Raw genomic sequence first — 25,878 nt, forward strand, 5'->3', positions numbered from 1 at the left:
TCCACTAAACTTGCAAATTTACATAACCTTTACATTCAATTAATACTAGCTTAATAGTCCCACTGTACAATGTGATTTGTAAGGTAATAATACAAACATTTAGGGGGCTTTCAAATGAAGTCAAGGTCTATCGTATTAGTTGCAATTTTGTTATTACTTGCTGTGTTCACTGTTGCATGTGGAAATGGTGATGGCAGTGGATCAGCAGCAGAAGAAGGTACAAAAAAAGTCATGGTAGATGGATCATCTACAGTTTTCCCAATAATGGAAGCAGTAGCTGAGGAATACTCTAAAGAAAACCCAGATGTGCGAGCAACTATTGGAGTTTCTGGTACTGGTGGAGGATTTGAAAAATTCATCGCTGGTGAAACAGATATTTCTAATGCATCACGTCCAATAAAAGAGGAAGAAAAGAAAGCATTAGAAGAAGCAGGTATTGAGTATACAGAATTTAAATTGGCACTAGATGGTTTATCAGTTGTTGTTAATAAACAAAATGACTGGGTTGACCAACTTACAATTGAAGAATTAAACAAAATGTGGTCTGAAGGTGGAAATGTAGAAACGTGGGCTGATGTTCGTAAAGGATGGCCAGAAGAAGAAATAAAGTTCTTTAGTCCAGGGGCTGATTCTGGAACATTTGATTATTTCGATGAAGTAGTTTTAGAAGGAGCACAAATTCGTAAAGACGCTGCCCTATCTGAAGATGATAACGTACTTGTTCAAGGTGTAACTGGTACAAAACATGCAATCGGCTACTTTGGATTTGCTTACTACCTTGAAAATAAAGATGAGCTGAAAGTAGTTCCAATTGTGAATAAAGAAGGAGAGGCTGTAACACCTAGTCAAGAAACAATTCAATCAGGTAAATATGAACCATTATCAAGACCTCTCTATATTTACGTAAAGCATGAAGCACTAAAGGATGAAGCAGTTTATGAATTCACTAAGTATACACTTCAGAACGCTGGTAAAATGGCTGAAGCAGTTGGATACGTAGCATTACCAGATAGTGTGTACGAAGAACAATTGAAGAAATTGGATGAAATAGCAGGAAAATAGCTTATGTTGGCAGGTCAGAAAGTATAAATCCTTTCTTACTGCATAAGTGCAACTAAGGCTTTCGTCATAAGGGATTGACGATAAGCCAAGTTTTCTAAAAAAAATAATAGCAGTATTTCAGTGTGGGGAAATAGCTTATAGTTTCCTCACATTCCTGCGTGTTTTAGTCGGGGAGGATCGTTATGTCAAAGTCAGTTCGAGAGATGATAAAAGAAAATAAATCAAATCGCTCTTTACTACAGTTTTCCGAAAAAGCAGCACCGATGATCTTTTTAATCTGTGCAATTATTTCGGTTTTAACAACAATCGGTATTGTTTTTACACTGCTTGTTGAAACAATTACGTTCTTTAATCGGGTATCTTTCGTGGAGTTTATAACAAGTACAGAGTGGTATCCATTTGCTGATGAAGCTTCCGCATATGGTGTTCTTTCATTAATATCTGGAACGTTACTAATTACCGTAATCGCTATGGCAGTTTCTATTCCAATAGGACTTGCTTCAGCAATTTATTTAAGTGAATATGCATCTGTGAAGGTTAGAAAAATAATAAAGCCGATTTTAGAAGTGTTAGCTGGTGTACCTACAATTGTATATGGGTTCTTTGCACTTACATTTGTTACCCCCCTTTTAAAAAATATATTTGCAGAACTTCCTATTTTTAATGCGTTAAGTGCAGGGATTGTTGTAGGTATTATGATTATTCCAATGATTGCTTCTCTATCTGAGGATGCGATGAATTCGGTTCCGAACTCAATACGTGAAGGTGCTCTAGCAATGGGTGCCACGAGATTAGAAGTAGCAGTAAAAGTGGTACTTCCTGCAGCTTTATCTGGTATTATCGCATCATTTGTACTAGGAATTTCTAGAGCAATCGGAGAAACGATGATTGTTGCCGTTGCTGCTGGGTCAACACCTAAGTTTACCTTAGATGTGACGGAATCAATTCAGACGATGACAGCTTATATTGTTCAAGTTAGTCTTGGTGACGCTGGATATGGTTCAACTATTTATTACAGTATCTATGCAGTTGGTATGACATTATTTATTTTCACACTGTTAATGAATTTATTGGCACAATACATTTCTCGACGCTTTAGGGAGGAATATTAATATGCAATTAATTGATAAAAAAGCTGTACATCATGCTACAGGAAAACGTTTAGTAAAAAATCAAATCATTAAATGGCTTTTCTTCCTTGCAACGATGTTTGGAATTGTTGTGCTTGCAACACTATTAATTCGTGTTTTTACGCAAGGTATAGGCTATTTAGATTGGAGTTTCTTAACCAGTTTTGCATCCAGGTTTCCTGAAGAGGCTGGAATTAAAGCTGCCATTGTAGGGTCGTTATGGTTAATGTTAGTTACTGCTCCCGTATCGCTTATCTTAGGTGTTGGTACTGCGATTTATTTAGAGGAATACGCAAAAAAGAATCGATGGACCAGGTTTATCCAAACGAACATTTCCAACCTTGCTGGTGTCCCATCTGTTGTGTTTGGGTTACTGGGTTTAACCATTTTTGTTCGATTACTTGAGATGGGAAGAAGTGTACTAGCAGGAGGATTGACGTTAAGTCTGCTTATATTACCAATCATTGTAGTAGCCGCTCAAGAGGCAATCCGTGCGATTCCAAATGATCAATATGAAGCTTCATATGCAATGGGTGCAACCAAATGGCAAACCATTCGACGCGTGATTCTTCCAGCTGCTATACCAGGTATACTAACTGGTGGTATTTTAGCATTATCAAGAGCAATTGGTGAAACAGCTCCATTGTTGATGATTGGAGCAATAACGTTTATTGCATTTCTTCCAGAAAGTATTTGGTCTGCATTTACCGTTATGCCAATTCAAATATTTAACTGGACTAGTAGACCACAAGAAGAGTTCCAAATTGCAGCTGCAGCTGGAATTATCGTATTACTGGTTATGTTAATTATCATGAATTCAATAGCGGTATTTATTCGAAATAAATTTTCAAAACGATACTAATCTAGGAGGATTACACCTATGAGTAAAGTTAAGGAACAAAATCGTGTGCCTATTATTGGAATGATGAATTCAGATTCGGAAATAAAAAGTAAAACAATTTATTCGGTTCAAAATTTTAATCTATGGTATGGAGAAAAACAAGCATTAAAGGAACTGCAATTGGATATACCATCTAATCAGGTTACTGCTATTATCGGACCATCTGGGTGTGGTAAATCAACTTTTATTAAAGCGTTGAATCGCATGGTAGAATTAGTTCCATCTGTAAATATGGCAGGTAGTATCATTTATAATGATAAAAATATTTTTGATCCTAAATATAAGGTTGAAGAACTTCGAACGAATGTGGGTATGGTATTCCAAAAACCAAATCCATTTCCTAAGTCTATTTATGAAAATGTAGCATACGGACCAAAAATTCACGGAATTAAAAAGAAAAGCACGTTGGATCAAATTGTAGAGAAAAGTCTTAAAGGTGCTGCGCTTTGGGAAGAAGTAAAGGATCGATTAAACGAGAACGCATTTGGTTTATCTGGAGGACAACAGCAACGTTTGTGTATTGCTAGATGCTTAGCAATTGAACCAGAAGTTATTTTAATGGACGAACCAACATCTGCACTAGATCCAATCTCGACTTTGAAAGTGGAAGAGCTTGTCCAGGAACTTAAGAAAGAATACAGTATTGTAATTGTAACGCACAATATGCAACAAGCAGCACGTATTTCTGATCGAACTGCATTTTTCTTAAATGGTGAAATAGTGGAGTATAGTGAAACGGATAAATTATTCTCTAATCCAACTGACAAACGTACAGAGGATTATATTACCGGTAGATTTGGATAAAACTTGGGGGTGGAGTAAGTTGACAAGAGAAAATTTTGAAGAACAATTAGAAGATTTAAAGTCCCAGCTAATGCAACTTGGAGAAATGGCAAAATCTGCGCTAGATCAATCTATCCAAGCGCTAGAAAATCAAAATGTAGATCTTGCGTTACAAGTTATTGATGATGACAATAGAATCAACACGTTAGAAGAGGATATAAATGAAAATGCAACATGGTTAATTGCAAAAGAACAACCTTTAGCAACAGATTTAAGAAAAATCATTGCAGTAATGAAGGTTACAACCGACATTGAACGGATTGGTGATCTAGCTGTGAATATTGCTAAATCCGTTATTCGCATCGGTGAACAACCATTCGTGGAACCACTGGTAAAAGTACCGCAAATGGCAGACCTTACAAAACAAATGATTGATGATATTTTACTTGCGTTTAATGAGGAAGATATATATAAAGCAAGGGATGTAGCGCAAAAAGATGATCAGGTAGATAAAATGTATGGTGGCCTTGTAGAAGAGTTAATGGGGCTCATGACTAAAAACCCAGACTATATTGCACAAATTATTCAACTATCATTCATTTGCCGTTATCTCGAACGCGTAGCAGACCATGCAACGAACATCTCAGAGGCTATTATTTATTTAGTCAAAGGGAAACGGTATGATTTAAATAATTAATAAGATTACTGTAATTACGCAACATCTATAAACTACGAATGTAACATGGTGGCTAGGCGCTGCTAGTTAGCGGACACAGAAGCCCTTATTTTGTTCGAATAAGGGCTCTGGTGTCCGCTCATTTCAAATTCTCTACTGGTAGTTTTATTTTAATAATAAGTGAATTTTTTCACAGTATCCGTAAAGTGTGAGCTAAGCAGGGGGCTAGCGACTGCTTGGTATCGGACTGAGGATGCCTTATTTACCTTTTTTACCTTTATTTTGAGGATTAACGGACACACGATGCCTTATTCAGCTAAAAAACATGATTTTCAACTGTTTTTATCCAAATAAGGAATCCTGAGTCCGATAACAACCGCATTTACCCTTATTCTTCACAAATAAGGAATCGTGTGTCCGCTAGCTGACATTCTGCATGCAATCTTTCCAGTACGCCTGAAAATGTTTCTTCATTAGCCTTGACCGTAGAGGAAATCAGCGTTACTGTTACATAAGCGTAAATTTTCACTAGTTCGCAATATTCTTTAATGACGAAATTGTTTACGAAAAACGAACTTAAAAAAAGTAGTGCATGGTATTTTACTACCGTGCACTACTTTTTTAATTTGTAATCGTTTCTGCAACTTCGTTATACGTCATATCTGTGTTTAATTCGAATTCACCAATTTGAACATATTGACTATAATTGTTTTCTTCTAAATACTGATTAAATTCACTAGCGCTATCAATAATTCCATTTTCTTCTAATATCGTACTTATTGAAGAAGATGCTAATCCTGGTTCAATTGTTAAGGTAAATGTTTTGACCTCTTGTTCCTGCTGTTCTTGAGTATTATCTTCTTCTTTAGTAGATTCTTCTTCCTTATTGGTTTCGGTCGAGGACTTTTCTTCACTTTTGCTTTTACTATCATCGTTGACAGAAAGTGAGATGTATTCTTCTTCACTCAATACCTGCATTCCATCCTCTTCCAAAGAAGCAATCATATCTTGCTGGGACATAGTATTTTCATTGCCGTTAGGCTTTTCAAAAATGAGGAATACAGCTAGTAAGATAATACCAGCAGTGAACAGGCCGACTGAAAATGCGCGAACAGGTTGTTTCATAGTGATCTCCTTACTTATAGTTTAATAGTTTCGTAATATAGCTTGTACATCGTACGTGCTGAGTTTCGTCAATTCTGTAATCTCTTGAATCGAATATCCTTTTTCATGCAGCTGAACAATTTTCTTATCTGTTTCAGTACTTTGACTACCTTTTTGAAATAGGTCATCAGATAAATCATTTGTAAGTAATTCTTCTTCAAGAATTTTAATTTTCTTTTTCATCTGATATGTATCCTGCATGGTGGACATTGAGTGTTGTTCTAACTGATCTTCCAAGTCTTTAAACTTGTCGTTCATCAAGAATGATAGTATAAACAAAACTACGGCTACTATTAAAATTGTCGAAATTACATAAATCATATGTGTACCTCCATTTCATATACAATATTATTTATACCATAGAAATGATAAAAGTTAAAACTGAAAATTTTTCCCTGATTCATTCTTGATTGATTCCTAATTATTTGGTATTATAATTAAGTCTGACAAGTATTTATGAAATTCTACATTGCAAGTTTATTGAAAGTTTGGAGGGAAAATCATGCGCGTAAATATAACATTAGCTTGTACTGAAACTGGCGATCGTAACTATATCACTACAAAAAATAAACGAACTAATCCTGAACGTATTGAGCTTAAAAAGTACTGCCCACGTCTTAAAAAACATACACTTCACCGTGAAACTAAATAATGTATGTAAATAAAACCCTTTTCCTAAATGGAGAAGGGTTTTATTTATAACGTCAGGAAGTATAGATTCTGGTGGGCCGAATAAAAAAACTTCGACATTCAATGTTAAGGACGAGTCGAATGAAGAGTTTTTCTAACGATGATAGATAAAATTACGTTATACTTAGTATATATAATTTTTAAAAAGAGGGTAGCTTATGGATAAATCAACACTACGAAAAAAAACAATTACCTACTTAAAGTCTTTAGCACCAGACGAAAAACGAGCAATTGAAAATAAGCTTTTATACAATTTAATCCATTCTTCTATATGGCAACGATCTAAATCCATAGGGGTTACAATATCGCAAGGGTTTGAATGGGATACAACAGTTATTATTGAGGCGGCATGGCAGGCTGAGAAAAAAATTTCCGTACCAAAATGTAAGCCATCTGAAAAAAAGTTGACTTTCTACCAATTACATACATTTGATCAACTAGAAGTCGTTTATTTTAATCTAAAGGAACCAAATCCCGATACTTCCCAGGTAACCGATAAGACGAATATTGATTTACTCATCGTGCCGGGTCTACTGTTTGATAATGAGGGATATCGAATCGGATTTGGTGGAGGTTATTATGATCGTTTTTTAGAAAACTTTTCAGGTAAAACTGTTTCACTTGTTTCTAAGGAACAAGTGACTGAAACGTTACCAAGAGAACCATTTGATATTCCAGTTCAAACAATTATTACCGAAGATGGATTACTAAAATAGGAGGGTTCTTTTTTGGAATCTAATCGATACGCAAGACAACTATTATTCCACCCCATAGGTGAGGATGGTCAGGAGAAAATTCAAAATAGTAGTGTACTTGTAGTCGGGATTGGCGCACTTGGGACCGTCATTTGTAATCACTTGGTTCGTGCAGGTGTAGGTAAAGTCCGTATAGTAGACCGTGACTATGTCGAAATCTCTAATTTACAGCGACAAATGTTGTTTGATGAACAAGACGTAAAACAATCGTTGCCGAAATCAATTGCCGCTAAAAATAAACTGGAGAAAATTAATAGCGCTGTTCAGATTGAAGCTGTTGTAGGAAATGTAACAGCTGATAATATTAAGGAAATTGCTAGTGGAGTTAATGTTATACTAGATGGAACAGACAACCTATCAACACGATATATGTTGAATGATTATTGTTTCAAAATGGGAATTCCATTTTCATACGGTGGTGTTGTTAGTTCCAGAGGAATGAATGCATTTTTCATTCCGGGCAAGACTCCATGCTTACGTTGTTTAGTCCCAACGTCATCGAACGATGGTCAAACATGCGACACGGTGGGGGTTATTAGTCCAGCTGTAGACATTGTTTCATCCTTACAAGTAACGGAAACATTAAAATATATAACTGGGAACAGTAATGCTTTACATAACACACTTCGAACATTTGATATATGGTATAACCATCAGTATGATATGCGTTTGACATCCTTTAATCCTGATTGCCCTACTTGCCAAAAAAGAGAGTATCCTGCATTAAAAAAAACAGCTAAAGATATAGAAACAGTATTATGTGGAAGGAACACAGTACAAATTCATCAGAAACAAACTTTAGACTTGCATAAATGGAAGGAAAAGTTATCCGTAATTTCCTCCGTAAAAATGACACCATTTTTATTAAAAGCAAAATTTACAGAAGGAATTACATTCGTGTTATTTTCTGACGGACGTGTATTGGTTCAAGGCACTGAAGATATTGTAAAGGCAAGATCGTGGTATGATCGATACATTGGATCCTAATGTATAATTAATGAATACCTGAAAAAACTAAGAACACTACAATACAGAAATAGGGTGTTCAAATGAGAATTATGGTGATATTTGGGATTGTGTTGTCGGCTATGTTGGCTATATATAAATGGCGATATAAATTATTGAATATGTTTTTGGCGGTAAGTGTTCTACGTAAGCTAGGAGTAATGATAACAATGAACATGCCATCAATAAAGAACAAATTTATGTCCAATTTGTTCACTAAATCGTCAAACGTGTAAAGTCGTTAAGGTAGTTGTTATGCACAGCTACCTTTTTTATTTAGTCAAAAACGATTATTGGAAGAAAATAAGTGATGAATTTGATATGATGGTCATTGGGGAGGAAATTACATGTATGTAAATGAACAGCATATCCTATATTCACTAGCTGCACAGCTAATGGAAAACGAGAACTACGAAATTCTTGATATGAATGAGAAGGCCGAGGAAATATGGTTAGAAAAATATATAGATAAAACCTCTTATGTAATTCGATTAGTACATAAAGAATTTTACTGGATGAACGATTTAAAAAAGGATGTCGCTTTAGCATTTCAACGAACAAAAGTAATCAAGCGAATGCTTATCGGAAAAAATATAGAGATAAAGAATGTCTATGTAACAACCCAGCCTCCAGTAGGTGAATGGGAAACATTGAAAAGACCAATGCAACTAAAAGAAAGAAAGCCAATAAAGATGAAAGTTTACTACCTTGATAATGAAGATCAAAATGTTGAACTTGCTCGATTAAATCAAGACCTTCAGCTAGCATTAAAGATCCCCACAAGTGAGTATTCAGAAGAGGAAAAGAAAGCGGAAATTCATCATTTGAAAAATAAATGTAGCCATATGCTTCATACAAAAAGAAAAGAAATAAAATCAGTCTTCTCATATGGGAAGCCTTTTTTAACATACTGCTTACTTGCAATCAATATTCTTATTTTTATTTTTCTTGAGTTCGTCGGAAATAGCACGTCTACAGATACATTAATACAATACGGTGCAAAATATAACCCTGCGATTGTTGATGGTGAGTGGTGGAGAATTATCTCCTCGATGTTTTTACACATTGGTTTATTGCATTTATTTATGAATATGCTCGCTTTATATTACCTAGGTGCTACTGTTGAACGAATATTTGGTTCGCTGCGTTTTATTATCATTTATATATTGGCTGGAATAGGTGGCGGATTAGCAAGTTTTGCTTTTACCTCTAATGTTTCAGCGGGAGCTTCAGGGGCACTATTCGGATTATTTGGTGCAATACTGTTATTTGGGTTGATGAACAAAAAACTTTTTTTCCAAACGATGGGGAAAGGGATTATCGTATTAATTGGATTTAATTTAGTATTTGGATTTACCTTGCCGCAAATCGATAACGGAGCACATATCGGTGGGTTAGTAACTGGATTCATAGCATCATTAATCGTATTTTTACCAAAAAGAAAACATATTGGCATTCAGATTGGAGCGTTAATCTTATATGTTGGAATAATAATCGGTCTGGGAATGTTCGGTATGCAACAAAATGCAGATAGTCCTGTCTATAAACTAACGCAAATTGAAAAATTGTTAGTACAAGATAAATATAAAGAAGTAGTGGACATCGCTTCTAGTGGACTTGAAAACCCTGGCGATTTAAGGGAAGCACTATTATTTCAACGTTCATATGCTTATATAGAATTGGGTAAGGTTTCAGAGGCAATCGAGGATCTTGAAAAAATTGTAGAAGTAGAACAGGATAGTGAGTTGCCGGAGGCCTATTATAATTTAGCCATGCTTTATTATAATCAAGGAGAAGTAAAGAAGGCAAAAACCATTGTAAAAAAAGCATATGAACTCAAGCCTGAAGATAAGTCGTATATACAACTGTACGAAAAAATTACTGGAGAAAATGTCGAATAACGAAACGTCATATAGCAAAAAAAGCTATATGACGTTTCGTTATTTATATTGTTGTATAAGTCTGTGTTTTTTACCGTTTAACTCGAATAAAACAAGTAGATGTTCGTTTTTCTTACTAAATAAAATAATGGGAACAAAGCTAGATACTCCCTTGTTTTCAGATGTGATTGGAACGATATAATTTACGTATAATCCTTCCCATAACTGACCAATAATTTGGTCGGTTTGCTCCTGTGTCATAGAGGGGATCGGTTTACTTTCATATTGATATAATTCAGTGAATGGTACGAGTAAATAATCTTCTTTACTAATTTGATAATGTTGAAGCAGCTTATTCCAATGATAAAGCAAGGTTTGGGATGTCTGAGCGGTAAGTGATTTTTCCCACTTTATATCTTTTGTTGTTTCTGGTTTGTGAAATGAACGAATTTCTCCAGATGGGTTTTGTATTACAAACAAACTATCATTAGTCATTTTTTGAATGCTTTTAATTGATCCATTTTGGTAATGGAGTTCACCGTGATGGAACGAAATGGTTTGAAAATAGCTTGTCCCCATTGTTTCAATCGTTTCTCTTAATTGAATAGTATCTTCTTCTTCATGCCATTTACTTAAAGCCCCTAGCAGTTTGCCATTTTTATAGAGTAATGAGACATCTTGTCTGAGATACATGCTTTTATCACTTCTTGATGATGTGTTCCACGAAAGACTATATTTATCTCGGCTATCAGAAGAAGTAATACTTAGCGTCGTTTGTGCATCGGCAAAACTTGCTTCTTTAGCAATTGGGAAGAAGCTAATACTTGGTATTGATTCCATTTTTGCTTGATATAAAAAAACAATTGAAATACTTAGTAAACATATAATGATGAATGTCATAAACTTTTTCATAGCGTCATCCTTCTATAATAGGTTGTCTTATTAAGGTGTATGATTAACTCATGATAAATATGTGCAATTTCTAAAAAATTGAAGGTAACTTATTCCTGTATTGAACTGCAGTGATATAAGTATTCAGTGTACAGAAACAATGTATTATCATATTTTGAGGTATTTTTAATTCATGGTATAATATTGAGGTTACAAGACTATTTTTTGAGAATTAGAGAATAATTTATTTCACTGATAGGAAAGTATACGTTTTATGGATATCAGTATAAGGGCAACTAAGGCTTTCGCCATAAAAGCTTCGCGATAAGCAAAGTTTTCTAAGGAGATAGTTATGAATACGGTATATGATGTGCAACAAATACTGAAAAAGTTTGGGACCTTCATTTATATAGGTGATCGGTTAGCTGATCTTGAGCTTATGTTAGATGAAATAAACGAACTATATAAGAACGAATTTATTACGACTAAAGAATACCAAATGGCTACTTTGATTCTGAGGAAAGAAGCTAGAATAGTAAAGAATGAAAAGGGTGCGAGTCAATAATGAATAGTGTTCTAATTGGAGTCGATATTGGTGGAACAACAATTAAAATTGGATTTTTTACGGCCAGCGGAGATTTATTAGATAAATATGAGATACCTACTAACAAGGTGGATAATGGTGTGGGGATCATACCTGATATAGCGCGATCAATTAAAGAAAAAAACAACCAGCTAGATATTCGTTCAATTATGGGCGTTGGAGTCGGTGCACCCGGGTTTATTGTTGATGGTTCTGGCACAGTTGAAGAAGGCGTCAATATTGGTTGGAAAAATGTAGATCTTGGTAAAGAACTGGGCGAACAGTTGAATCTTCCTGTCTTTGTCGGAAACGATGCCAACCTTGCAGCATTGGGTGAAAATTGGATGGGGTCTGGAAACCAGGAAGAAAACTTTGTAGCGATAACGCTTGGAACTGGTGTTGGTGGCGGAATTATAGCTAATGGCGAGTTGTTAACTGGGATAAATGGTACTGCTGGAGAAATCGGTCATATAACAGTTGATCCAGATGGCTATCCATGCAACTGTGGCAAAAATGGTTGTCTAGAAACGGTTGCATCAGCTACCGGTATTGCCAAACAAGCCATGGAAATCATCGATACTAAGCCATTGAGTAATTTAGCGAGCACATTTCAAGAAAATGGAGTTATTACTGCAAAGGATGTATTCGATCTTGCACGTACTGGAGATTCCGATTGTTTACGAATAATTAAACGTACAGGTGATGTTCTTGGCCTAGTACTTTCCAATATAGCTACAATCGTAAATCCATCAAAAATTGTTATCGGTGGCGGTGTGTCAAAAGCAGGCAAGCCGTTGTTAGACGCGATTCAACATTCCTTTAATCGATTCGCGTTGGAACGGTTGACTGATGTCTGTGACATTGAAACAGCAAAACTTGGTAATGATGCAGGAATTTATGGAGCCGCTTTTCTTGTTAAAGATAAAATAATGAATGAAATGTAGAAATTATTCATTGCTTAAACTACTAATTTCGAAGATTAGTAAATATATATTAAGATAATGTAAAATTAATTGAAACTTTTTGTATAGATAAAACGTCATATCATATAGGGTAAAAAAATATAAATGGTTTGTAAAAATTTTTTTCGGGTATTTAAAGAAAAGTAGTTGAGTTGTGCTTTATTTAGGAGGAACTTATATGAATATGAATTTAAATTTAAAACGAGCCAAAATACCACTATATATTATTGCAACGGTATTATTTGGGTTGAAAACATATATTGTTTATCGTTTTCTATTCAGTATTGAATTAGAAAACTCCATGCAAGAGCTTATATTATTTATTAATCCTTTTGTATCTGCATTTTTAGTATTTGCGATCAGTGTATGGTTTAAAAATCAAAATCGTCAAATGAAATTTATACGATACACCGCGTTAATTGGGACTATCATTATTTACTTTAACCTAGTATTCTATCGTTCGTTTACTGACTTTATTACCATTCCCCAGTTATTCCAAGCAAGTAATATGGGAGATTTAGGTGGCAGTATATTAACGTTAATAAAAGCGTATGATATTTTGTTATTAACCGATTTAGTAATTATTTGGTATTTAAGCAAAAAGAAACAAACAAAAGTTACAGTAAGTTATCCAAGAAGTGGTAAAGTATTTGCATTAGCAATGTCACTAATGCTTCTAGCGGGAAATTTCTTCCTCGCTGAGATGGAGCGTCCACAACTGTTCACACGTGCATTTGATCGTGAATATTTGGTCAAAAATATCGGATTATTTAATTACCATATTTATGATTTAGCCGTTCACTCAAAAGTTAAAACACAACGCGTATTCGCTGACGGTAATGAGATTCCTGAAATTAAAAAGTATGTTGAGACAGAAGTTAAAAGTGATGAAAAATCCAATATGTTTGGTGCTGCAGAAGGAAAAAATATTATTTTTATTTCCGCAGAATCAGTGCAGAGCTTTGTCATTAACAATGAAGTTAATGGAGAAGAGATCACACCATTTTTAAACAGTTTAGTTAATGATGAAGACACGTATTATTTTGAGAATTTTTACCACCAAACACAACAGGGTAAAACATCCGATTCCGAATTTGTAATGGAAAATTCATTGTATCCTTTACCTCGAGGAGCCGTATTCTTTACTCACGGTCAAAATGAATATCACGGTCTACCAGAATTATTTAATCAAGAGGGTTATTACACTTCCGTCTTTCATGCAAACAACAAAAGCTTCTGGAACCGAGATCAAATGTATAAAAGCTTAGGTTATGATCATTTTTACGGAGAAGAAGCATATGAAGTAACGGATGAAAATTCAATTGGTTGGGGATTAAAGGATAAATCCTTCTTTGAACAGTCGATTAAATATTTACAAACGATTGAACAACCATTTTATACAAAGTTTATTACGTTAACTAATCATTTTCCATTTGAATTAAGCGAAGAAGAACGTACTATAGAACCATATGATTCAAATTCAAATACGTTAAATAATTATTTTCCTACGGTACGTTATACAGATGAGGCAATTGAACAGTTTTTCCAACAACTTAAGGATGCTGGACTATATGAAGACTCGATCATTGTAATAATGGGAGACCATTATGGAATTAGTGAGAACCATAATCGTGCAATGAGCCAATATTTAGGAAAAGAAAAAATAACACCTTATGATCATATTCAATTACAACGAGTGCCGTTTTTCATTCATATTCCAGGTGATGGAAATGGTAAAGTCATGTCTAAAGTAGCAGGTCAAATTGATATTAAACCGACACTCTTAAGTTTACTCGGAGTAAAAGCGGAGAATGATATTCAATTTGGTAACCGATTATTTATTGACGATCGTAAGGGATATATTGCATTTAGAAACGGTGATTATGTTAGTGAAGAATATGTATCTACAAGTGGAATTTGTTATAATCGTGAAACTGGCGAACCATTGAATAGTCAAGAGGAAGACAACCAGAATTCAACGGAAGAACAAACTAATCCTTGTACGGAATTAGGCAAAAAAGTTGAAAAGGAAATGGCATATTCAGATGAAATCGTCTACGGTGACCTTTTCCGATTCATCAATTTTGATGAAGATAAATAAAATAAAAAAGCTAATTCGATATTTTGTCGAATTAGCTTTTATTTATAGAATGAATATATAAAATCAGATTACTGTTTGAGTATTCAATAAAGGAACATTACGTAAGGTATAGACAGATCCACAGTTGAAGTAAATTGTGAACTAGTGAAAATTTATGCTTATGTAACAGTAACGTTGATTTCCGCTGGCGGCAAGGCTAGTGAAGTAACATTTTCAGGCGTACTGGAATGATTGCATGCAAGATGTCAGCTAGCGGACACACGATCCCTTATTTGTGAAAAATAAGGGTAAATGCGGTTGTTATCGGACTCAGGATTCCTTATTTGGGTAAAAACAGTTGAAAATCATGTTTTTTAGCTGAATAAGGCATCGTGTGTCCGTTAACCCTCAAAATAAAGGCAAAAAAGGTAAATAGGGCATCCTCAGTCCGATAGTCGCTAGCCTCCTGCTTAGTTCGCAGTTTACCTATAAATGAATCTGGTAACAACTTGGTTAATCTAATTGAGTGCTTTTAAGAGCATGCTGTTATTAAAAAAAGCTAACCATTATTATTGGTTAGCTTTCTCGCATTATGCACTTATTTCATGGATGATCGTCATGACTGAGAAGAAACCAAAAGTCAATACAGATACAACAGAAAATCCTAGACCAAATAAGTTTCTATCTTTCATTTGTCTTACAGTGGAAACGACACTAAGTATCGCTACAAAAAATAATAATATTCCTAAAACCATATTATTATACCTCCTGATTTTTTACGTAAGTTTTTAAAATTGCTATTAGAATTGCGCATGTATTATTATGTAACTAAACACTAACTTCTATTTATTTTATAGTAATTTAACAATTTTGTCGAGGATTATTCAGCTTATTTATGTCCAAAACAAAATTGAAAAAGAAAGGATAATTGTAATGGAAATAAAAAGGATGTCACTTGGACCACTAGGAACAAATTGTTATCTTTTGCTGGAAGATAAAGACGCTCTTATTATTGATCCAGGCGGAGATGCAGATAAAATTATTGAGTTTTTCAATCATAACGATTATCGACCAAGTGCTATTTTACTTACCCATGCACATTTTGATCATATTGGGGCAGTAGATGAAATCAGGAACACATATAAAATAGATGTATATTTACATGGAAACGAGCGCGACTGGCTTCGAGATCCAAGTAAAAATGGTTCAAATTCATTTATTGGTAATCCAATTTCTACTGATATTGCTGAACATGATTTAACCGAAGGATCAGTACAGATTAAAACATTCTTATTTGATGTGATACATACACCTGGGCATTCTCCTGGAAGTGTTTGTTTTGTTTTTAAGAATGACAAAATCACCATTGGGGGAGATGTACTATTTAATCAGGGAGTTGGTAGAACGGATTTACCTGGTGGGAGTATGGATCAACTGAAGGATAGTATCAGAAATAAATTATATTTGCTTGACGATGATATGATTATTTATCCAGGACATGGTCCAGAAACGACAATTGGCAATGAAAAGAAGTTCAACCCATTTGTAACGCAATAAATATTTTTTGAAAGGTTTGAACCAAATTAAAAAACCCTGCGCAGAAGTATGTAAGCAGGGTTTTTTAATTAGTGCCCGAATCCAGGTACAAGTATAAAGTTTGAATACCATGTAAAACCAATCATAAATACTGTACAATAAGCTCCAAATAAGTACATATACATGCGCTCAGATAATTTCAAGTAACTTACTGTAAGGAAAAATACCGTTTGAACTAAGAATAAGAGTGCTGTTTTGTTCATATCTCCAACAACAAACATTACAGTGAAAATCCCTGTCCAAAAGGCAAGAACACGAAACATTCGGTCCATGTTTTCCCCTCCTTTAAATATCCTTATCATAGTCATTATAAACGACAAGCTATATATTGTAAATAATTCTTATCGAAAAACGAAAGAGATCCATATTAGTGTACCTCTCAATAGAATAGTTATTCACTTAGGGTTATTTTTTCATCTGATTGGTGATTACATGTTTTTTGTTTTCTGCGCTAATAGTAAATGTTAATTGGTAAACATCTTGAGGAAGTAATACATAGTTTATTTCTACATTACCGTCTGGAAGATTATAACGAACAACACCTTGTTTATGAATAAGAGAAGGAACGCTCTCTCTAAACTTTTCTCGGCTAATTTGAAACAGCGTATCAATCTTAATTTGGGTAATTTCGTTTTTGGCAATTATTATTTCATTATTATAAATAGCTATACTTGTACTTACAAACAAGAATAAAAGCGCTGATATAAGAAGTACGAAAGGAAGAATAATTCCTTTTTCTTCATTGATAAAAGGTAAATTTCTTTTCATAAATATCCCCATCTAACGTGGTAATTGTTATTTTTACTCCATAAGATATTTCTTCAAATAATATGTCCTGAATATTTCTCAATAAAACTTCATGACCGGTTCCATCGACTTGGCGACGAATAAGCGATTGATATTTTTCATATGAAACCGTTGTTTTATCAACCGCCTCCATAGTAATCACTTGACCGTTTATTGAAAAATCTGTTGAGCGTATAAGGTCATCACGTACAAAGTGGAAAAATTGATAAAAGGATAAATCGGTATAGTTTGTCGTAATGTTAAGTGACTTCGTAATATATTCAAGAAATGGAAGCGTAATAAAAAGAATTGACATGGCTAGAAGCATAGACAAAAGGGTGTAACCTTTCTGATTAACGAGTGTATCCGAATAAACAAGTTTTTTCTTTTTGCTTTTTAACATTGGTCCATTCAACACATCCTTTGACGAGTTTATTACTTGTAACACTGTAATCAAATTGAAGGGGTATTTGATTTAACTGTTTCGTGTAAGTGTTTGATATATCACCTTGAGAACTCCATATATGTTGCTGGAGCTCTTCATATAAATAGGTGATAATAGCTAACCGATCGTCCAATTTTTGTTGTTCTTTTTTCAACTGTATAGAGATTGGAAAAACGGTAATAATCAGCATGGTGACAATTGAAAAAGCAATGAGTACTTCAATTAATGAAAATCCATTACCTTTTTTCAATGTAACACCTTCCTTTCCCTAAAGGAAAAACTATCTTGTAGGATGATTTTTTCGTGTAGAGGTGAATTGTACCTGATTCCCTAATTGCACCGTTTCGATTGAAAGAAATCAATCCTTGTAGGGTAAGCTTGTCAAACTTCCAGCCATCGGGTAGTTTACGCTGGAGTATTATTTTATTGGAAAGTCCATTTTTAATCGTATACGTATTGTTCAGAATGTCCATTCCGATATAATCATTGGTTTGGTATGAAATGCTTTGCATATATAATAAATCGTTCTCGAAGCGAGTTAAAAACTGCTTTTCTGACTGACTAGTAATAAGAAAAGGTTTAATTGGTGGACTGAGTAATAATAAAACAGAGATTACACTTAACACCAGGATAACTTCAATCATTGTAAATCCTTGATCTTTATTCTGTAGGCGCACTTACTTTACCATCCGTATTTGTGTATACCAATGCTTTTCCATTTGGACATGTTTTTTGTCCTGTAGTTATATAATCGTCTGAAACTAGTACATCCAGTGTAGTAGGTGAGCTACCTTTTTCTAGCGTATAAGCATCGACCTGTGATTGCACAACAGTGACGAGCGCATCACATCCCTTTTGATTTACCTCTTTACTTTTTTCGCTTAAGTTCGGAACAATTAATATGATTAATACAGAAATGATCATCAGAACGATTAACATTTCGATCAGTGTAAACCCGTGCTGATTTTTAAACATTATATTTCCTCCTTCATATAGTTTTAATTAATTGAAACATCGGCCACATTAATGTGGTGTAGACTAAAATGATAAATATAGCTAGCAGTCCAAAAAATACGGGTTGAATGTACGTGATGACTTTTGTTATTTTTTGGTTAATTTCTTCTGTAATTATCACAGCATACACTTTTAAGTCTTTTTCAAGTGCATAGATGTCAGCATTCTTCTGAAAAATTGTTGCTAGTTGCTTTTCCATCAAATAGGTTTGGGACAGTAAATAACTGATATGTCTTCCACTATTCAGTTCATTTATCATCTGTTTGGAATAAAATGCAAGAATGGGTAATTGAGTTTGATTAGACAAAATAGAGAGAATATCTTTAATCGAGATTCCGGTTTTTAAAAGGGAGCTAAAATGCGTAGCGAATAGGAAGGATGTTTGAATTCGCTTATAGCTGCGGTAAATAGGTATTTTTTGATAAATTTTAAGTTGTGTTTTGATTGGAAATCTACTTCTCACAATTTTCCATAAAACCAAAAGTAAGATAGTTATGAAAACACTGATCCATATTAGTGTGCTAAATATGTTAATTGTTAGTAAAGAGACGGTAACTGTTGATGATGTAGTAGCTGTTGAGGCAAAGAGGGTTTCAAAAGATGGAAGAATTAAATGCTTAATGAAATATAGCAAAATGGTAAATATCGCAAGTAATATGAGTGGATAACGAACAGTTTGTTGAAATTTAGTTGTAAATTCAATCCGCTGGCGATACATCTCGATACACTTTTCAATACTTGTGGTTATGTCACCATTTATCCTCACAAAGTACAAATACGAGGTAATGACTGGGTTAAACGAAGCCTCGACAAAAGCTTCATCAAGTTTTTTACCACTTTTAAGTTCACTTATGATTACTTCTGATGTATTCACCATCTGTTTATCCCATTTCATAACCTCCAATGCTTCCAGTAGAGTGTATCCATTTTTAAGAAACCGTAACAATCTTGATAGAAAAAGTAGTTGCGTATTTTTATCTAAATGGTGTTTTCTAGAAGGTTTCATAAATCTCTTGTGATAGGAATCCATACAAATATGCCTTCTTTCGTAATTTCTCAAATGACTGAAATGAATCAACATTGTTTACAAAGTCGCCCATTACAGCCTGATTAAGTATGTTACCATCTAATAGTTCTAAAATCGCTGCTCTTCTTAAACTGGTGTTTTTCAACTGGATAGGTAAAAGCTGTAATGCAGCCACTGCAATAAGGGATTGTTGTAAGTCGGCTCGTTTTAATCCCATCTCTAATAACCGGTGGATTGTTCCAACTGCATTTTTGGCATGTAATGTACTTAAAACAAGGTGTCCAGTTAAGGAGGCTTCAAAGGCAAATTTGGCAGTTTCTTTATCACGAATTTCTCCGACCATAATAATATCAGGGTCGTGACGCAGTGCTGCTTTCAAACCTGCCTGATAAGTAATTCCGGCCTTTTCATTGACTTGTACTTGTAAAATGTTCGAAATTTCTTTTTCGACTGGATCTTCCAAGGTAATGGTTTGATAGGATTCTTCTTCAAGTATTGTCTGGAGCAAAGCGTATAAAGTAGTCGTCTTGCCACTCCCAGTTGGACCGGTAAATAAAATAATTCCCGACCGATGTTTGATCCATTCACGTATTTTTTTTAATTGATTTGGAAATAGAAAGAGGTTTTCCAAGGTATGGATTTCTTCTTGTGGTAAAATTCTAATTGCGAGGCTTTCCATGTTGTTTACGGGAAGGGTAGATAATCTGAGTGCATAGTGTTGATTGTTGTTACTAAACGAAATGACTCCATTTTGCGGCTTTCGAATTTCACCTATATCCATTCCAGAGGTAAACTTGTAATACGTTAGAAGTAGTTGATAATGCGTTGCATAAATTGTTTTGTGAAAAACGCGTTTGCCATTAATACGAAAATAAATATCTGTATGGTTAGGGTAAGGATAAAAATGAATATCAGAAGCGGAAGACTGAAAAGAGGCAAGAAGTAATTTTTTTGAGAGGTTTGCTGCGGTGTTCAACGAAGTATCACCTCCTTATTTATTTCGCAACACCGTATATATTCGACAACGTTTGGCAAATTCCTTCTTTTTTAAGAAAAAATTTTTAAGGTGGGTTGTAAAAAGTGAAAACCATTTATTTAATCGGTTTTATGGGTAGTGGAAAAAGTACTGTTGGGGCTCATCTGAGTGAGCTTTTACAAGTCCGATTTCGTGACTTAGACACGCAAGTAGAAAAGGAGCAGAAAAAAACTATTTCGCAAATATTTAAAACGGAGGGAGAAAGGGCTTTTCGTCAATATGAATCTGCGGTTTTGCGTGAAGTTCAACCTGAAAACTTTGTAATCTCTACAGGGGGCGGGATTGTAGAAGATCAAAATAATGTTGATTGGATGCGTCAAACGGGAGTAATTATTTATTTAAAAACTTCATTTAGTACTATTGAAAACAGACTTCGGTATGACAAAAAAAGACCTTTGTGGAATCAAGATATACAAAAGAAGATGAATCTTTTTCAGAAGCGTAGTGGGCTTTATCAAGCTAGTGCCGATGTAATAATAAATACAGATAATAATTCTGCTGTTACAGTGGCCAATAACATTTGTGAAAAAATTTAATCTGAATAAGAAGACTACAAACATGTCATACTAATTGTAAGAGGTGATTAAATGAGTGGGAATGATTATATCAAATATATTACTGGTCAAATTATTGCCTATTTAGATTTGTCGACCGATGAGAAAAAAGAAAGACGTAAAAAACATAAAGAATCAAAAGATGCACTATCCAATCGGTGGCTAGGAATGTTACCGATGGCAATGAAAATGTTATGGAAGAAAGCGAATTAGTAAGCTGGTATAATTTTTACCGCTACTAATTCGCTTTCTTTTTTTAGAATTCATCCGACAAATAAAATATACCTCCATTAATGACATTATATGTTACCTTAGGAAAATAACGTTGTCTGATATCCTCAATTTCTTTGTTCATTTGATCGCCATTTTTTTCATCATCTTCGCTACTTGTATAAAAATGCTTTACCAAGGCAATTTCTTCTTCTAGTGTTTGTAATGATTCATCTGCCCATTCATGTGTTTGGTTGTTAATATAGTCGTCTAAAACATTCTCGATGCGGAGAAAACCGCTTTCCATTTTAATAATCGGTGCGATAGTATAACAATAATCATCGATTGTTGGTTTCAGTGTAATGTTTTGCAGGAGATCCATCATATCTTTGTACATAATACCTTTAATTAAATGTAGCCCAAGTGAAAAAATTTCGTCCTTGTTTTGCTTTCCTTGATAACTAATTTTTACATTAACGACTAGCCACGGATACAATGCAGTTTTTGCATCGTTTTGAGTTGATTGGAAAAGCTTTGTATACTTTTCGTTGTTCACAAGGTTTTTTAATATTTGTTGTAGACGAGGGCTACCAAAGTGAATCCAATCACCTTTTTCCTCGCGTTTATCCGGATTTGTAATGAGCGTTAGGGTAGACGTTTCCCCTTGTCTACCCATTTTGTTCATATAATGCCAATAAAACGGTCGATTCATTAATGCCTTATCTATCTCTTCTGTAAGTTTAACCTGTAAAATGCCATCACTGTTTTTCTCAATTTGGCATTGATGTGCAACGAAATAATTTTTTAAGAATGTATCTAAATTCTCAATTGCCAAAGCTTTGTTCCTCCTGTTCTGGATAGTCTGTGGTACTCTCAATAACCGATGTAAGGTTATTAAGCTTGATTCTTGTTTCGCCAGCTGATGATGATTCAGCAAAGATTGTTTGGATTTCACTTTCCATATCCTTAATGTTTAACTCAGCAAGAATGGCGTCTAAATTTCCTACAACACGTTCAAATAAATTAATTTTTTCGTATAACAACGTCATAATATGTTCCTCAACAGTGTCTCTTATTGCTAAATTGTAAATGTACACATCATTTTCTTGTCCATAACGATGGATCCGTCCAATTCGTTGTTCTAAACGCATTGGGTTCCATGGTAAATCATAATTGATCAGGTGATGACAAAATTGTAGATTAATACCTTCTCCACCTGCCTCTGTAGCAATTAAAACTTGTGCATGATTTTGAAATAATTGTTTCATCCAGTCTTTTTTCCCTCGTTTAAATCCACCTCTAAAAGGTACTGATGTTATACCGTTTTGCTGTAAAGTCCACTGTAAAAAAAGCTGCGTCGAACGATATTCCGTAAATATAATTACTTTTTCGCCATCTAGCTTTTTGACTAATTCAACTAACTTTTCAGCCTTGCTATGGCTAGGTAATTGCTCAATCTGGGGAAGAATGGTATCAAAACCAGTCGAACCATTTGTTTTTTCCTGCATTTTTTTCATTGATAAATAGCATGCTTCCCTTGAGGAACATAGTTCTCGTTGTAATGTTATTTTTGTGAATCCAGGTAAATCAGCCGACATCTCCTGTAACTGATCATAGACGGATCTTTCAGCCTCTGAAAAAGGAACCCAGACCGTTTCGATATGTCGTTTAACCGTATTAAGCTCTGTATTCGATCGTGTGTTACGAACCATGACCTTTTGAACGAGTTGTTTTAGATAGCCATCCTGTTTTATTTTTTTTCGATCTGTACCATAGCGTTGTAAAAATTCTTCATAGTTTCCTAAGTAACCAGGCTTTAATATAGAAACTAAATTAAATATATCAGCAAGTTTATTTTGAACTGGTGTCGCAGTTAATAGAAGGCAATACTTTTTCTTTAATGAACGCACAAAGGCATAATTTTGCGTCTTATGGTTTTTCAATTTATGTGCCTCATCAATTAAGATAAAGTCAAAATTTATATCCGTTATTTCTTTACAATGGGGTTCCCGTTTTGCTGTATCGATAGAAGAAACGATAACATCACATTGATCCCAAGCATAGCTTTTTCGAAATGAGACTGCTGGAATATAAAACTTTTCGTTCAGTTCTTGAACCCACTGATTAACCAATGATGCAGGTACAAGGATTAATACTTTTTGGATTAAACCTCGTACCATGTATTCCTTTAAAATTAGTCCCGCTTCAATGGTTTTACCAAGTCCAACTTCATCGGCCAGAATTGCTCTACCGTTCATTTGTTCAATAACTTGTTTTGCACAATCTAGCTGATGTGGTAAAAAATCGACGTGCGGAACATACTCTAATGCACGTAATTCATTAAAGGTCGGAGTCATGGAAGTTAATTCGGCTTGATAAGCCATTTGGAACAATTCCCATGTCGAGAATGGTCCGTTCTGCGTAAAAGTTTGATCCAAATTTTTCATAAATAATGAGTCTTTTTCAATATGTATAGAGTTCATGTTCATATAGTTATCTTCCTTTATTTAAAGAGTAGTTTTAAAAAAATCCTTTTCGTGAATCTTCTAGTTATGCCGCATTTGAAGTAAACTGCGGACTATTGAAAATTTAAGTTTAACAGCAACGTTGACTTCCCCGGGCGGCAAGGCTAGTGAAGTAACATTTTCGACCGTATTTGAAAGATTGCATGGAGGATGTCATCTAGCGGACACACGATCCCTTATTTGGGTAAAATAAGGGTAAATGCGGTTGTTATCGGACTCAGGATTTCTTATTTGAATAAAAACAGGTGAAAATCATGTTTTTTAGCTGAATAAGGCATCGTGTGTCCGTTAATCCTCAAAATAAAGGTTAAAAAGGTAAATAAGGCATACTCAGTCCGATACCAAACAGTAACTAGCCCCTGCTTAGTTCGCAGTCTACCGATTATGTGAAAAACCTACAATTAATTTTGAAAATAGCTTTTATAAAAAAATAGTGAAAAATTTTGTATTTATTCGACGTAATTGTGTGCTATAATGAAACAAAATAAATAGATTTTTCGCTAGTAATGGTACATAGTATAACCAAATTTTACTTTTTTCATAAAGCGAATGAATACAAGGGGAGAGCTTACAGTAGGAAACATACTCGTAACGCCGAAGGAGCAAACATTCAGTGAATCTCTCAGGCAAAAAGACCCTTGTAGGACGCAGCTCTGGAGAGTGTTTACTTAGAGGACATTCAAAAAGTCCGGGTAAAAAAGACACATCGAAGGGGACCTTCTACTAAAACCGCCCACGTCTGTGGACAACGTAGAAGTCACCACATCCTGTGGAAGCTCGTTAGCTTGCTTTTGCGTTGCTCACGTATCAATATCATACGTTCCGCTACTCAAAGCTACGCTATCTCGAACTTCTCGGTCCTTTTTATCCTCCTTTTTGAACAAATATCTAAAGTAAACCACCAACGAAGCAAGCATCTTTTACGTGGGATGTGAAACTTTCTGGTTGAAGGACAGAGATTTCCTGGTATCAGTGAAATCTCTATTTTTTTATGCTTAAAAAAGGAGTGAATCAAATGGCTGAACTTAAACAAACACCACTTTTTCCTGTATATGCGGAATCTGGTGCGAAAACAGTTGATTTTGGTGGATGGGATTTACCAGTACAATTTTCTGGAATCAAGCATGAACATGAAGTAACACGTACGAAAGCAGGTTTATTTGATGTTTCTCACATGGGAGAAATTGTTGTGCAAGGAGAAAAGAGCCTTGATTTTCTACAGCGAGTATTAACAAATGATGTTTCGAAATTAACACCAAAAAAAGCACAGTATACGATTATGTGTTATGAAAATGGTGGAACTGTAGATGATTTAATCGTTTACATGTTAGAAGAGAACCATTATTTGCTAGTTGTAAATGCTGCGAATACAGAAAAAGATTTCGAATGGTTGAAGGAGCAAAATAATGAAGGGGTTAACCTTTCAAATGTTTCAAGTGAATATGTTCAGTTAGCATTACAAGGGCCAAAAGCAGAAGCTATTTTACAGCGCGTCACGGAAACAGATCTAAGTGAGATAAAATTTTTCCGGTTTGAGAATCCTGTACATTTTAACGGGATAGATGCTGGTGCAATTGTTTCTAGAACTGGCTATACAGGCGAAGATGGTTTTGAAATTTACATCGATGCTGCTAGCGGTGTTGATTTATGGAAGCTAATTCTAGAAACTGGTAAAGAAGATGGTCTTGAACCAATCGGGCTTGGAGCTCGTGACACCCTGCGATTTGAAGCAAACCTAGCACTATACGGACAAGAACTTTCAAAGGATATCACTCCAATAGAGGCTGGTCTTGGATTTGCTGTGAAAGTAAATAAAGAAGCTGATTTCAACGGGAAAAGTGTACTGAAGGAACAAGTTGAAAATGGTGCTTCTCGTAAGCTTGTCGGCATTGAAATGATTGATAAAGGTATACCTCGCCACGGGTATGAGGTTTTTGTAGGGGAAGAGGAAGCTGGATTTGTTACTTCCGGTACACAATCACCGACATTAAATAAAAATGTTGGTTTGGTACTCATAAAAAGCGAATTTGCAAAAGAAGGTACAGAAGTAGTTGTGCAAGTTCGTAAACGTCGATTAAAGGCTAAAGTAGTTAAAACACCTTTTTATAAGCGTGAGAAATAGG

The 25,878-nt window shown here is 34.7% G+C and carries 31 protein-coding genes and 1 riboswitch; of the genes, 17 read left to right on the top strand and 14 right to left on the bottom strand.

The window, feature by feature from the left end; translation table 11 throughout:
* Window positions 1-114: 114 nt before the first annotated feature.
* The 5 genes from ACY9Z2_RS04670 (at window position 115) to phoU (ending at window position 4,573) form a co-directional block, all read left to right on the top strand.
* Window positions 115-1,062, top strand: a complete 948-nt coding sequence (locus tag ACY9Z2_RS04670) for a PstS family phosphate ABC transporter substrate-binding protein (RefSeq protein WP_463608452.1) — start codon at window positions 115-117, stop codon at window positions 1,060-1,062.
* Between the two features lie 182 nt (window positions 1,063-1,244).
* Window positions 1,245-2,174 (top strand): phosphate ABC transporter permease subunit PstC, encoded by a 930-nt coding sequence (gene pstC, locus ACY9Z2_RS04675; protein WP_463608453.1) that lies wholly within the window; start codon window positions 1,245-1,247, stop codon window positions 2,172-2,174.
* A 1-nt stretch (window position 2,175) separates the two neighbouring features.
* Complete coding sequence (gene pstA, locus ACY9Z2_RS04680) at window positions 2,176-3,054, top strand: phosphate ABC transporter permease PstA (protein ID WP_463608454.1); 879 nt, start codon at window positions 2,176-2,178, stop codon at window positions 3,052-3,054.
* Between the two features lie 60 nt (window positions 3,055-3,114).
* Window positions 3,115-3,897 carry a phosphate ABC transporter ATP-binding protein PstB gene (gene pstB / locus ACY9Z2_RS04685; RefSeq protein WP_463608519.1) on the top strand — a complete coding sequence of 261 codons (783 nt, stop codon included), beginning with the start codon at window positions 3,115-3,117 and terminating at the stop codon, window positions 3,895-3,897.
* 19 nt (window positions 3,898-3,916) lie between these two features.
* On the top strand, window positions 3,917-4,573 hold the full coding sequence (phoU, locus tag ACY9Z2_RS04690; RefSeq protein ID WP_463608455.1) for a phosphate signaling complex protein PhoU: 657 nt from the start codon (window positions 3,917-3,919) through the stop codon (window positions 4,571-4,573).
* Between the two features lie 600 nt (window positions 4,574-5,173).
* Here the strand turns inward: phoU and ACY9Z2_RS04695 are convergent.
* Together ACY9Z2_RS04695 and ACY9Z2_RS04700 are read right to left on the bottom strand one after the other, a co-directional pair.
* Entirely contained in the window at window positions 5,174-5,677 is a 504-nt protein-coding gene (locus ACY9Z2_RS04695) for a hypothetical protein (RefSeq protein ID WP_463608456.1), read from the bottom strand.
* A gap of 21 nt (window positions 5,678-5,698) precedes the next feature.
* Window positions 5,699-6,037, bottom strand: a complete 339-nt coding sequence (locus tag ACY9Z2_RS04700; RefSeq protein WP_463608457.1) for a hypothetical protein — start codon at window positions 6,035-6,037, stop codon at window positions 5,699-5,701.
* Window positions 6,038-6,218: 181 nt separating this feature from the next.
* Here ACY9Z2_RS04700 and rpmG point away from each other — a divergent pair, with 181 nt between their 5' ends.
* The 5 genes from rpmG (at window position 6,219) to ACY9Z2_RS04720 (ending at window position 10,067) form a co-directional block, all read left to right on the top strand.
* Window positions 6,219-6,368, top strand: a complete 150-nt coding sequence (gene rpmG, locus ACY9Z2_RS04705) for a 50S ribosomal protein L33 (RefSeq protein ID WP_019377954.1) — start codon at window positions 6,219-6,221, stop codon at window positions 6,366-6,368.
* 196 nt (window positions 6,369-6,564) lie between these two features.
* Complete coding sequence (locus ACY9Z2_RS04710) at window positions 6,565-7,122, top strand: 5-formyltetrahydrofolate cyclo-ligase (RefSeq protein ID WP_463608458.1); 558 nt, start codon at window positions 6,565-6,567, stop codon at window positions 7,120-7,122.
* 12 nt (window positions 7,123-7,134) lie between these two features.
* Complete coding sequence (locus ACY9Z2_RS04715) at window positions 7,135-8,148, top strand: ThiF family adenylyltransferase (protein WP_463608459.1); 1,014 nt, start codon at window positions 7,135-7,137, stop codon at window positions 8,146-8,148.
* 71 nt (window positions 8,149-8,219) lie between these two features.
* A complete protein-coding gene (yqgO, locus tag ACY9Z2_RS19640; protein WP_491737601.1) occupies window positions 8,220-8,402 on the top strand; it encodes a protein YqgO in 183 nt (60 codons plus the stop codon).
* 111 nt (window positions 8,403-8,513) lie between these two features.
* Window positions 8,514-10,067, top strand: coding sequence for a rhomboid family intramembrane serine protease (locus ACY9Z2_RS04720; protein ID WP_463608460.1), 1,554 nt, complete (start codon window positions 8,514-8,516; stop codon window positions 10,065-10,067).
* A gap of 39 nt (window positions 10,068-10,106) precedes the next feature.
* Here the strand turns inward: ACY9Z2_RS04720 and ACY9Z2_RS04725 are convergent, their stop codons facing one another.
* Window positions 10,107-10,958, bottom strand: a complete 852-nt coding sequence (locus ACY9Z2_RS04725) for a hypothetical protein (protein WP_463608461.1) — start codon at window positions 10,956-10,958, stop codon at window positions 10,107-10,109.
* A 331-nt stretch (window positions 10,959-11,289) separates the two neighbouring features.
* Between ACY9Z2_RS04725 and ACY9Z2_RS04730 the strand changes: the two genes are divergently transcribed.
* The 3 genes from ACY9Z2_RS04730 to ACY9Z2_RS04740 all read left to right on the top strand — a co-directional run bounded on the left by ACY9Z2_RS04730 (window position 11,290) and on the right by ACY9Z2_RS04740 (window position 14,583).
* Complete coding sequence (locus tag ACY9Z2_RS04730; RefSeq protein ID WP_463608462.1) at window positions 11,290-11,502, top strand: YqgQ family protein; 213 nt, start codon at window positions 11,290-11,292, stop codon at window positions 11,500-11,502.
* Window positions 11,502-12,464, top strand: coding sequence for an ROK family glucokinase (locus ACY9Z2_RS04735; RefSeq protein ID WP_463608463.1), 963 nt, complete (start codon window positions 11,502-11,504; stop codon window positions 12,462-12,464). The genes ACY9Z2_RS04730 and ACY9Z2_RS04735 overlap by 1 nt, the downstream gene beginning before the upstream one ends.
* 196 nt (window positions 12,465-12,660) lie before the next feature.
* Entirely contained in the window at window positions 12,661-14,583 is a 1,923-nt protein-coding gene (locus ACY9Z2_RS04740) for an LTA synthase family protein (RefSeq protein ID WP_463608464.1), read from the top strand.
* Between the two features lie 569 nt (window positions 14,584-15,152).
* Here ACY9Z2_RS04740 and ACY9Z2_RS04745 read toward each other — a convergent pair.
* On the bottom strand, window positions 15,153-15,317 hold the full coding sequence (locus tag ACY9Z2_RS04745) for a DUF2759 family protein (protein ID WP_463608465.1): 165 nt from the start codon (window positions 15,315-15,317) through the stop codon (window positions 15,153-15,155).
* A 178-nt stretch (window positions 15,318-15,495) separates the two neighbouring features.
* Here ACY9Z2_RS04745 and ACY9Z2_RS04750 point away from each other — a divergent pair, with 178 nt between their 5' ends.
* Window positions 15,496-16,119 (top strand): MBL fold metallo-hydrolase, encoded by a 624-nt coding sequence (locus ACY9Z2_RS04750; RefSeq protein ID WP_463608466.1) that lies wholly within the window; start codon window positions 15,496-15,498, stop codon window positions 16,117-16,119.
* A 68-nt stretch (window positions 16,120-16,187) separates the two neighbouring features.
* On the opposite strand, the gene ACY9Z2_RS04755 is transcribed toward ACY9Z2_RS04750, so the two are convergent.
* From ACY9Z2_RS04755 to comGA, 8 genes are all read right to left on the bottom strand, one after another.
* A complete protein-coding gene (locus tag ACY9Z2_RS04755) occupies window positions 16,188-16,430 on the bottom strand; it encodes a DUF2626 domain-containing protein (RefSeq protein WP_463608467.1) in 243 nt (80 codons plus the stop codon).
* 133 nt (window positions 16,431-16,563) lie between these two features.
* The gene (locus tag ACY9Z2_RS04760) at window positions 16,564-16,926 is read right to left on the bottom strand and encodes a hypothetical protein (protein ID WP_463608468.1); all 363 of its coding nucleotides are present in this window, start codon (window positions 16,924-16,926) and stop codon (window positions 16,564-16,566) included.
* Complete coding sequence (locus ACY9Z2_RS04765; protein ID WP_463608469.1) at window positions 16,898-17,260, bottom strand: competence type IV pilus minor pilin ComGF; 363 nt, start codon at window positions 17,258-17,260, stop codon at window positions 16,898-16,900. The genes ACY9Z2_RS04760 and ACY9Z2_RS04765 overlap by 29 nt, the downstream gene beginning before the upstream one ends.
* A 37-nt stretch (window positions 17,261-17,297) precedes the next feature.
* A complete protein-coding gene (locus ACY9Z2_RS04770) occupies window positions 17,298-17,639 on the bottom strand; it encodes a prepilin-type N-terminal cleavage/methylation domain-containing protein (RefSeq protein WP_463608470.1) in 342 nt (113 codons plus the stop codon).
* On the bottom strand, window positions 17,626-18,066 hold the full coding sequence (gene comGD, locus ACY9Z2_RS04775; RefSeq protein WP_463608471.1) for a competence type IV pilus minor pilin ComGD: 441 nt from the start codon (window positions 18,064-18,066) through the stop codon (window positions 17,626-17,628). Before comGD ends, ACY9Z2_RS04770 begins: the two co-directional genes overlap by 14 nt.
* Window positions 18,050-18,364, bottom strand: a complete 315-nt coding sequence (gene comGC, locus ACY9Z2_RS04780) for a competence type IV pilus major pilin ComGC (protein WP_463608472.1) — start codon at window positions 18,362-18,364, stop codon at window positions 18,050-18,052. Before comGC ends, comGD begins: the two co-directional genes overlap by 17 nt.
* Window positions 18,365-18,377: 13 nt before the next feature.
* Window positions 18,378-19,433, bottom strand: coding sequence for a type II secretion system F family protein (locus ACY9Z2_RS04785; protein ID WP_463608473.1), 1,056 nt, complete (start codon window positions 19,431-19,433; stop codon window positions 18,378-18,380).
* Window positions 19,396-20,406 (bottom strand): competence type IV pilus ATPase ComGA, encoded by a 1,011-nt coding sequence (gene comGA / locus ACY9Z2_RS04790; protein ID WP_463608474.1) that lies wholly within the window; start codon window positions 20,404-20,406, stop codon window positions 19,396-19,398. The genes ACY9Z2_RS04785 and comGA overlap by 38 nt, the downstream gene beginning before the upstream one ends.
* Before the next feature lie 104 nt (window positions 20,407-20,510).
* Here comGA and ACY9Z2_RS04795 point away from each other — a divergent pair, with 104 nt between their 5' ends.
* Both ACY9Z2_RS04795 and ACY9Z2_RS04800 read left to right on the top strand, forming a co-directional pair.
* A complete protein-coding gene (locus ACY9Z2_RS04795) occupies window positions 20,511-21,002 on the top strand; it encodes a shikimate kinase (RefSeq protein ID WP_463608475.1) in 492 nt (163 codons plus the stop codon).
* Window positions 21,003-21,053: 51 nt separating this feature from the next.
* Window positions 21,054-21,233, top strand: a complete 180-nt coding sequence (locus ACY9Z2_RS04800; RefSeq protein ID WP_463608476.1) for a YqzE family protein — start codon at window positions 21,054-21,056, stop codon at window positions 21,231-21,233.
* Between the two features lie 43 nt (window positions 21,234-21,276).
* On the opposite strand, the gene ACY9Z2_RS04805 is transcribed toward ACY9Z2_RS04800, so the two are convergent.
* Together ACY9Z2_RS04805 and ACY9Z2_RS04810 are read right to left on the bottom strand one after the other, a co-directional pair.
* On the bottom strand, window positions 21,277-22,065 hold the full coding sequence (locus ACY9Z2_RS04805; protein ID WP_463608477.1) for a YqhG family protein: 789 nt from the start codon (window positions 22,063-22,065) through the stop codon (window positions 21,277-21,279).
* On the bottom strand, window positions 22,055-23,713 hold the full coding sequence (locus ACY9Z2_RS04810; RefSeq protein ID WP_463608520.1) for a DEAD/DEAH box helicase: 1,659 nt from the start codon (window positions 23,711-23,713) through the stop codon (window positions 22,055-22,057). Before ACY9Z2_RS04810 ends, ACY9Z2_RS04805 begins: the two co-directional genes overlap by 11 nt.
* Before the next feature lie 591 nt (window positions 23,714-24,304).
* A riboswitch (glycine riboswitch) is annotated at window positions 24,305-24,403 on the top strand.
* Window positions 24,404-24,770: 367 nt separating this feature from the next.
* Between ACY9Z2_RS04810 and gcvT the strand changes: the two genes are divergently transcribed.
* Entirely contained in the window at window positions 24,771-25,877 is a 1,107-nt protein-coding gene (gcvT, locus tag ACY9Z2_RS04815; protein ID WP_463608478.1) for a glycine cleavage system aminomethyltransferase GcvT, read from the top strand.
* Window position 25,878 lies beyond the last annotated feature (1 nt).

It is taken from the genome of Virgibacillus sp. GM2-2 (genome assembly GCF_055329585.1).

What these genes read in the sequence shown, in the direction of transcription:
- pstA (WP_463608454.1), top strand. Translation starts at nt 2,176, where the DNA reads ATGCAATTAATTGATAAAAAAGCTGTACATCATGCTACAGGAAAACGT.
- ACY9Z2_RS04670 (WP_463608452.1), top strand. Translation starts at nt 115, where the DNA reads ATGAAGTCAAGGTCTATCGTATTAGTTGCAATTTTGTTATTACTTGCT.
- ACY9Z2_RS04765 (WP_463608469.1), bottom strand. Translation starts at nt 17,260, where the DNA reads ATGTCAATTCTTTTTATTACGCTTCCATTTCTTGAATATATTACGAAG.
- ACY9Z2_RS04745 (WP_463608465.1), bottom strand. Translation starts at nt 15,317, where the DNA reads ATGGTTTTAGGAATATTATTATTTTTTGTAGCGATACTTAGTGTCGTT.
- ACY9Z2_RS04720 (WP_463608460.1), top strand. Translation starts at nt 8,514, where the DNA reads ATGTATGTAAATGAACAGCATATCCTATATTCACTAGCTGCACAGCTA.
- ACY9Z2_RS04740 (WP_463608464.1), top strand. Translation starts at nt 12,661, where the DNA reads ATGAATATGAATTTAAATTTAAAACGAGCCAAAATACCACTATATATT.
- yqgO (WP_491737601.1), top strand. Translation starts at nt 8,220, where the DNA reads ATGGTGATATTTGGGATTGTGTTGTCGGCTATGTTGGCTATATATAAA.
- ACY9Z2_RS04800 (WP_463608476.1), top strand. Translation starts at nt 21,054, where the DNA reads ATGAGTGGGAATGATTATATCAAATATATTACTGGTCAAATTATTGCC.
- ACY9Z2_RS04810 (WP_463608520.1), bottom strand. Translation starts at nt 23,713, where the DNA reads ATGAACTCTATACATATTGAAAAAGACTCATTATTTATGAAAAATTTG.
- pstB (WP_463608519.1), top strand. Translation starts at nt 3,115, where the DNA reads ATGATGAATTCAGATTCGGAAATAAAAAGTAAAACAATTTATTCGGTT.
- ACY9Z2_RS04695 (WP_463608456.1), bottom strand. Translation starts at nt 5,677, where the DNA reads ATGAAACAACCTGTTCGCGCATTTTCAGTCGGCCTGTTCACTGCTGGT.
- ACY9Z2_RS04755 (WP_463608467.1), bottom strand. Translation starts at nt 16,430, where the DNA reads ATGGACCGAATGTTTCGTGTTCTTGCCTTTTGGACAGGGATTTTCACT.
- ACY9Z2_RS04700 (WP_463608457.1), bottom strand. Translation starts at nt 6,037, where the DNA reads ATGATTTATGTAATTTCGACAATTTTAATAGTAGCCGTAGTTTTGTTT.
- comGC (WP_463608472.1), bottom strand. Translation starts at nt 18,364, where the DNA reads ATGTTTAAAAATCAGCACGGGTTTACACTGATCGAAATGTTAATCGTT.
- rpmG (WP_019377954.1), top strand. Translation starts at nt 6,219, where the DNA reads ATGCGCGTAAATATAACATTAGCTTGTACTGAAACTGGCGATCGTAAC.
- ACY9Z2_RS04760 (WP_463608468.1), bottom strand. Translation starts at nt 16,926, where the DNA reads ATGAAAAGAAATTTACCTTTTATCAATGAAGAAAAAGGAATTATTCTT.
- ACY9Z2_RS04725 (WP_463608461.1), bottom strand. Translation starts at nt 10,958, where the DNA reads ATGAAAAAGTTTATGACATTCATCATTATATGTTTACTAAGTATTTCA.
- ACY9Z2_RS04785 (WP_463608473.1), bottom strand. Translation starts at nt 19,433, where the DNA reads ATGGATTCCTATCACAAGAGATTTATGAAACCTTCTAGAAAACACCAT.
- ACY9Z2_RS04710 (WP_463608458.1), top strand. Translation starts at nt 6,565, where the DNA reads ATGGATAAATCAACACTACGAAAAAAAACAATTACCTACTTAAAGTCT.
- gcvT (WP_463608478.1), top strand. Translation starts at nt 24,771, where the DNA reads ATGGCTGAACTTAAACAAACACCACTTTTTCCTGTATATGCGGAATCT.
- ACY9Z2_RS04735 (WP_463608463.1), top strand. Translation starts at nt 11,502, where the DNA reads ATGAATAGTGTTCTAATTGGAGTCGATATTGGTGGAACAACAATTAAA.
- pstC (WP_463608453.1), top strand. Translation starts at nt 1,245, where the DNA reads ATGTCAAAGTCAGTTCGAGAGATGATAAAAGAAAATAAATCAAATCGC.
- ACY9Z2_RS04730 (WP_463608462.1), top strand. Translation starts at nt 11,290, where the DNA reads ATGAATACGGTATATGATGTGCAACAAATACTGAAAAAGTTTGGGACC.
- ACY9Z2_RS04750 (WP_463608466.1), top strand. Translation starts at nt 15,496, where the DNA reads ATGGAAATAAAAAGGATGTCACTTGGACCACTAGGAACAAATTGTTAT.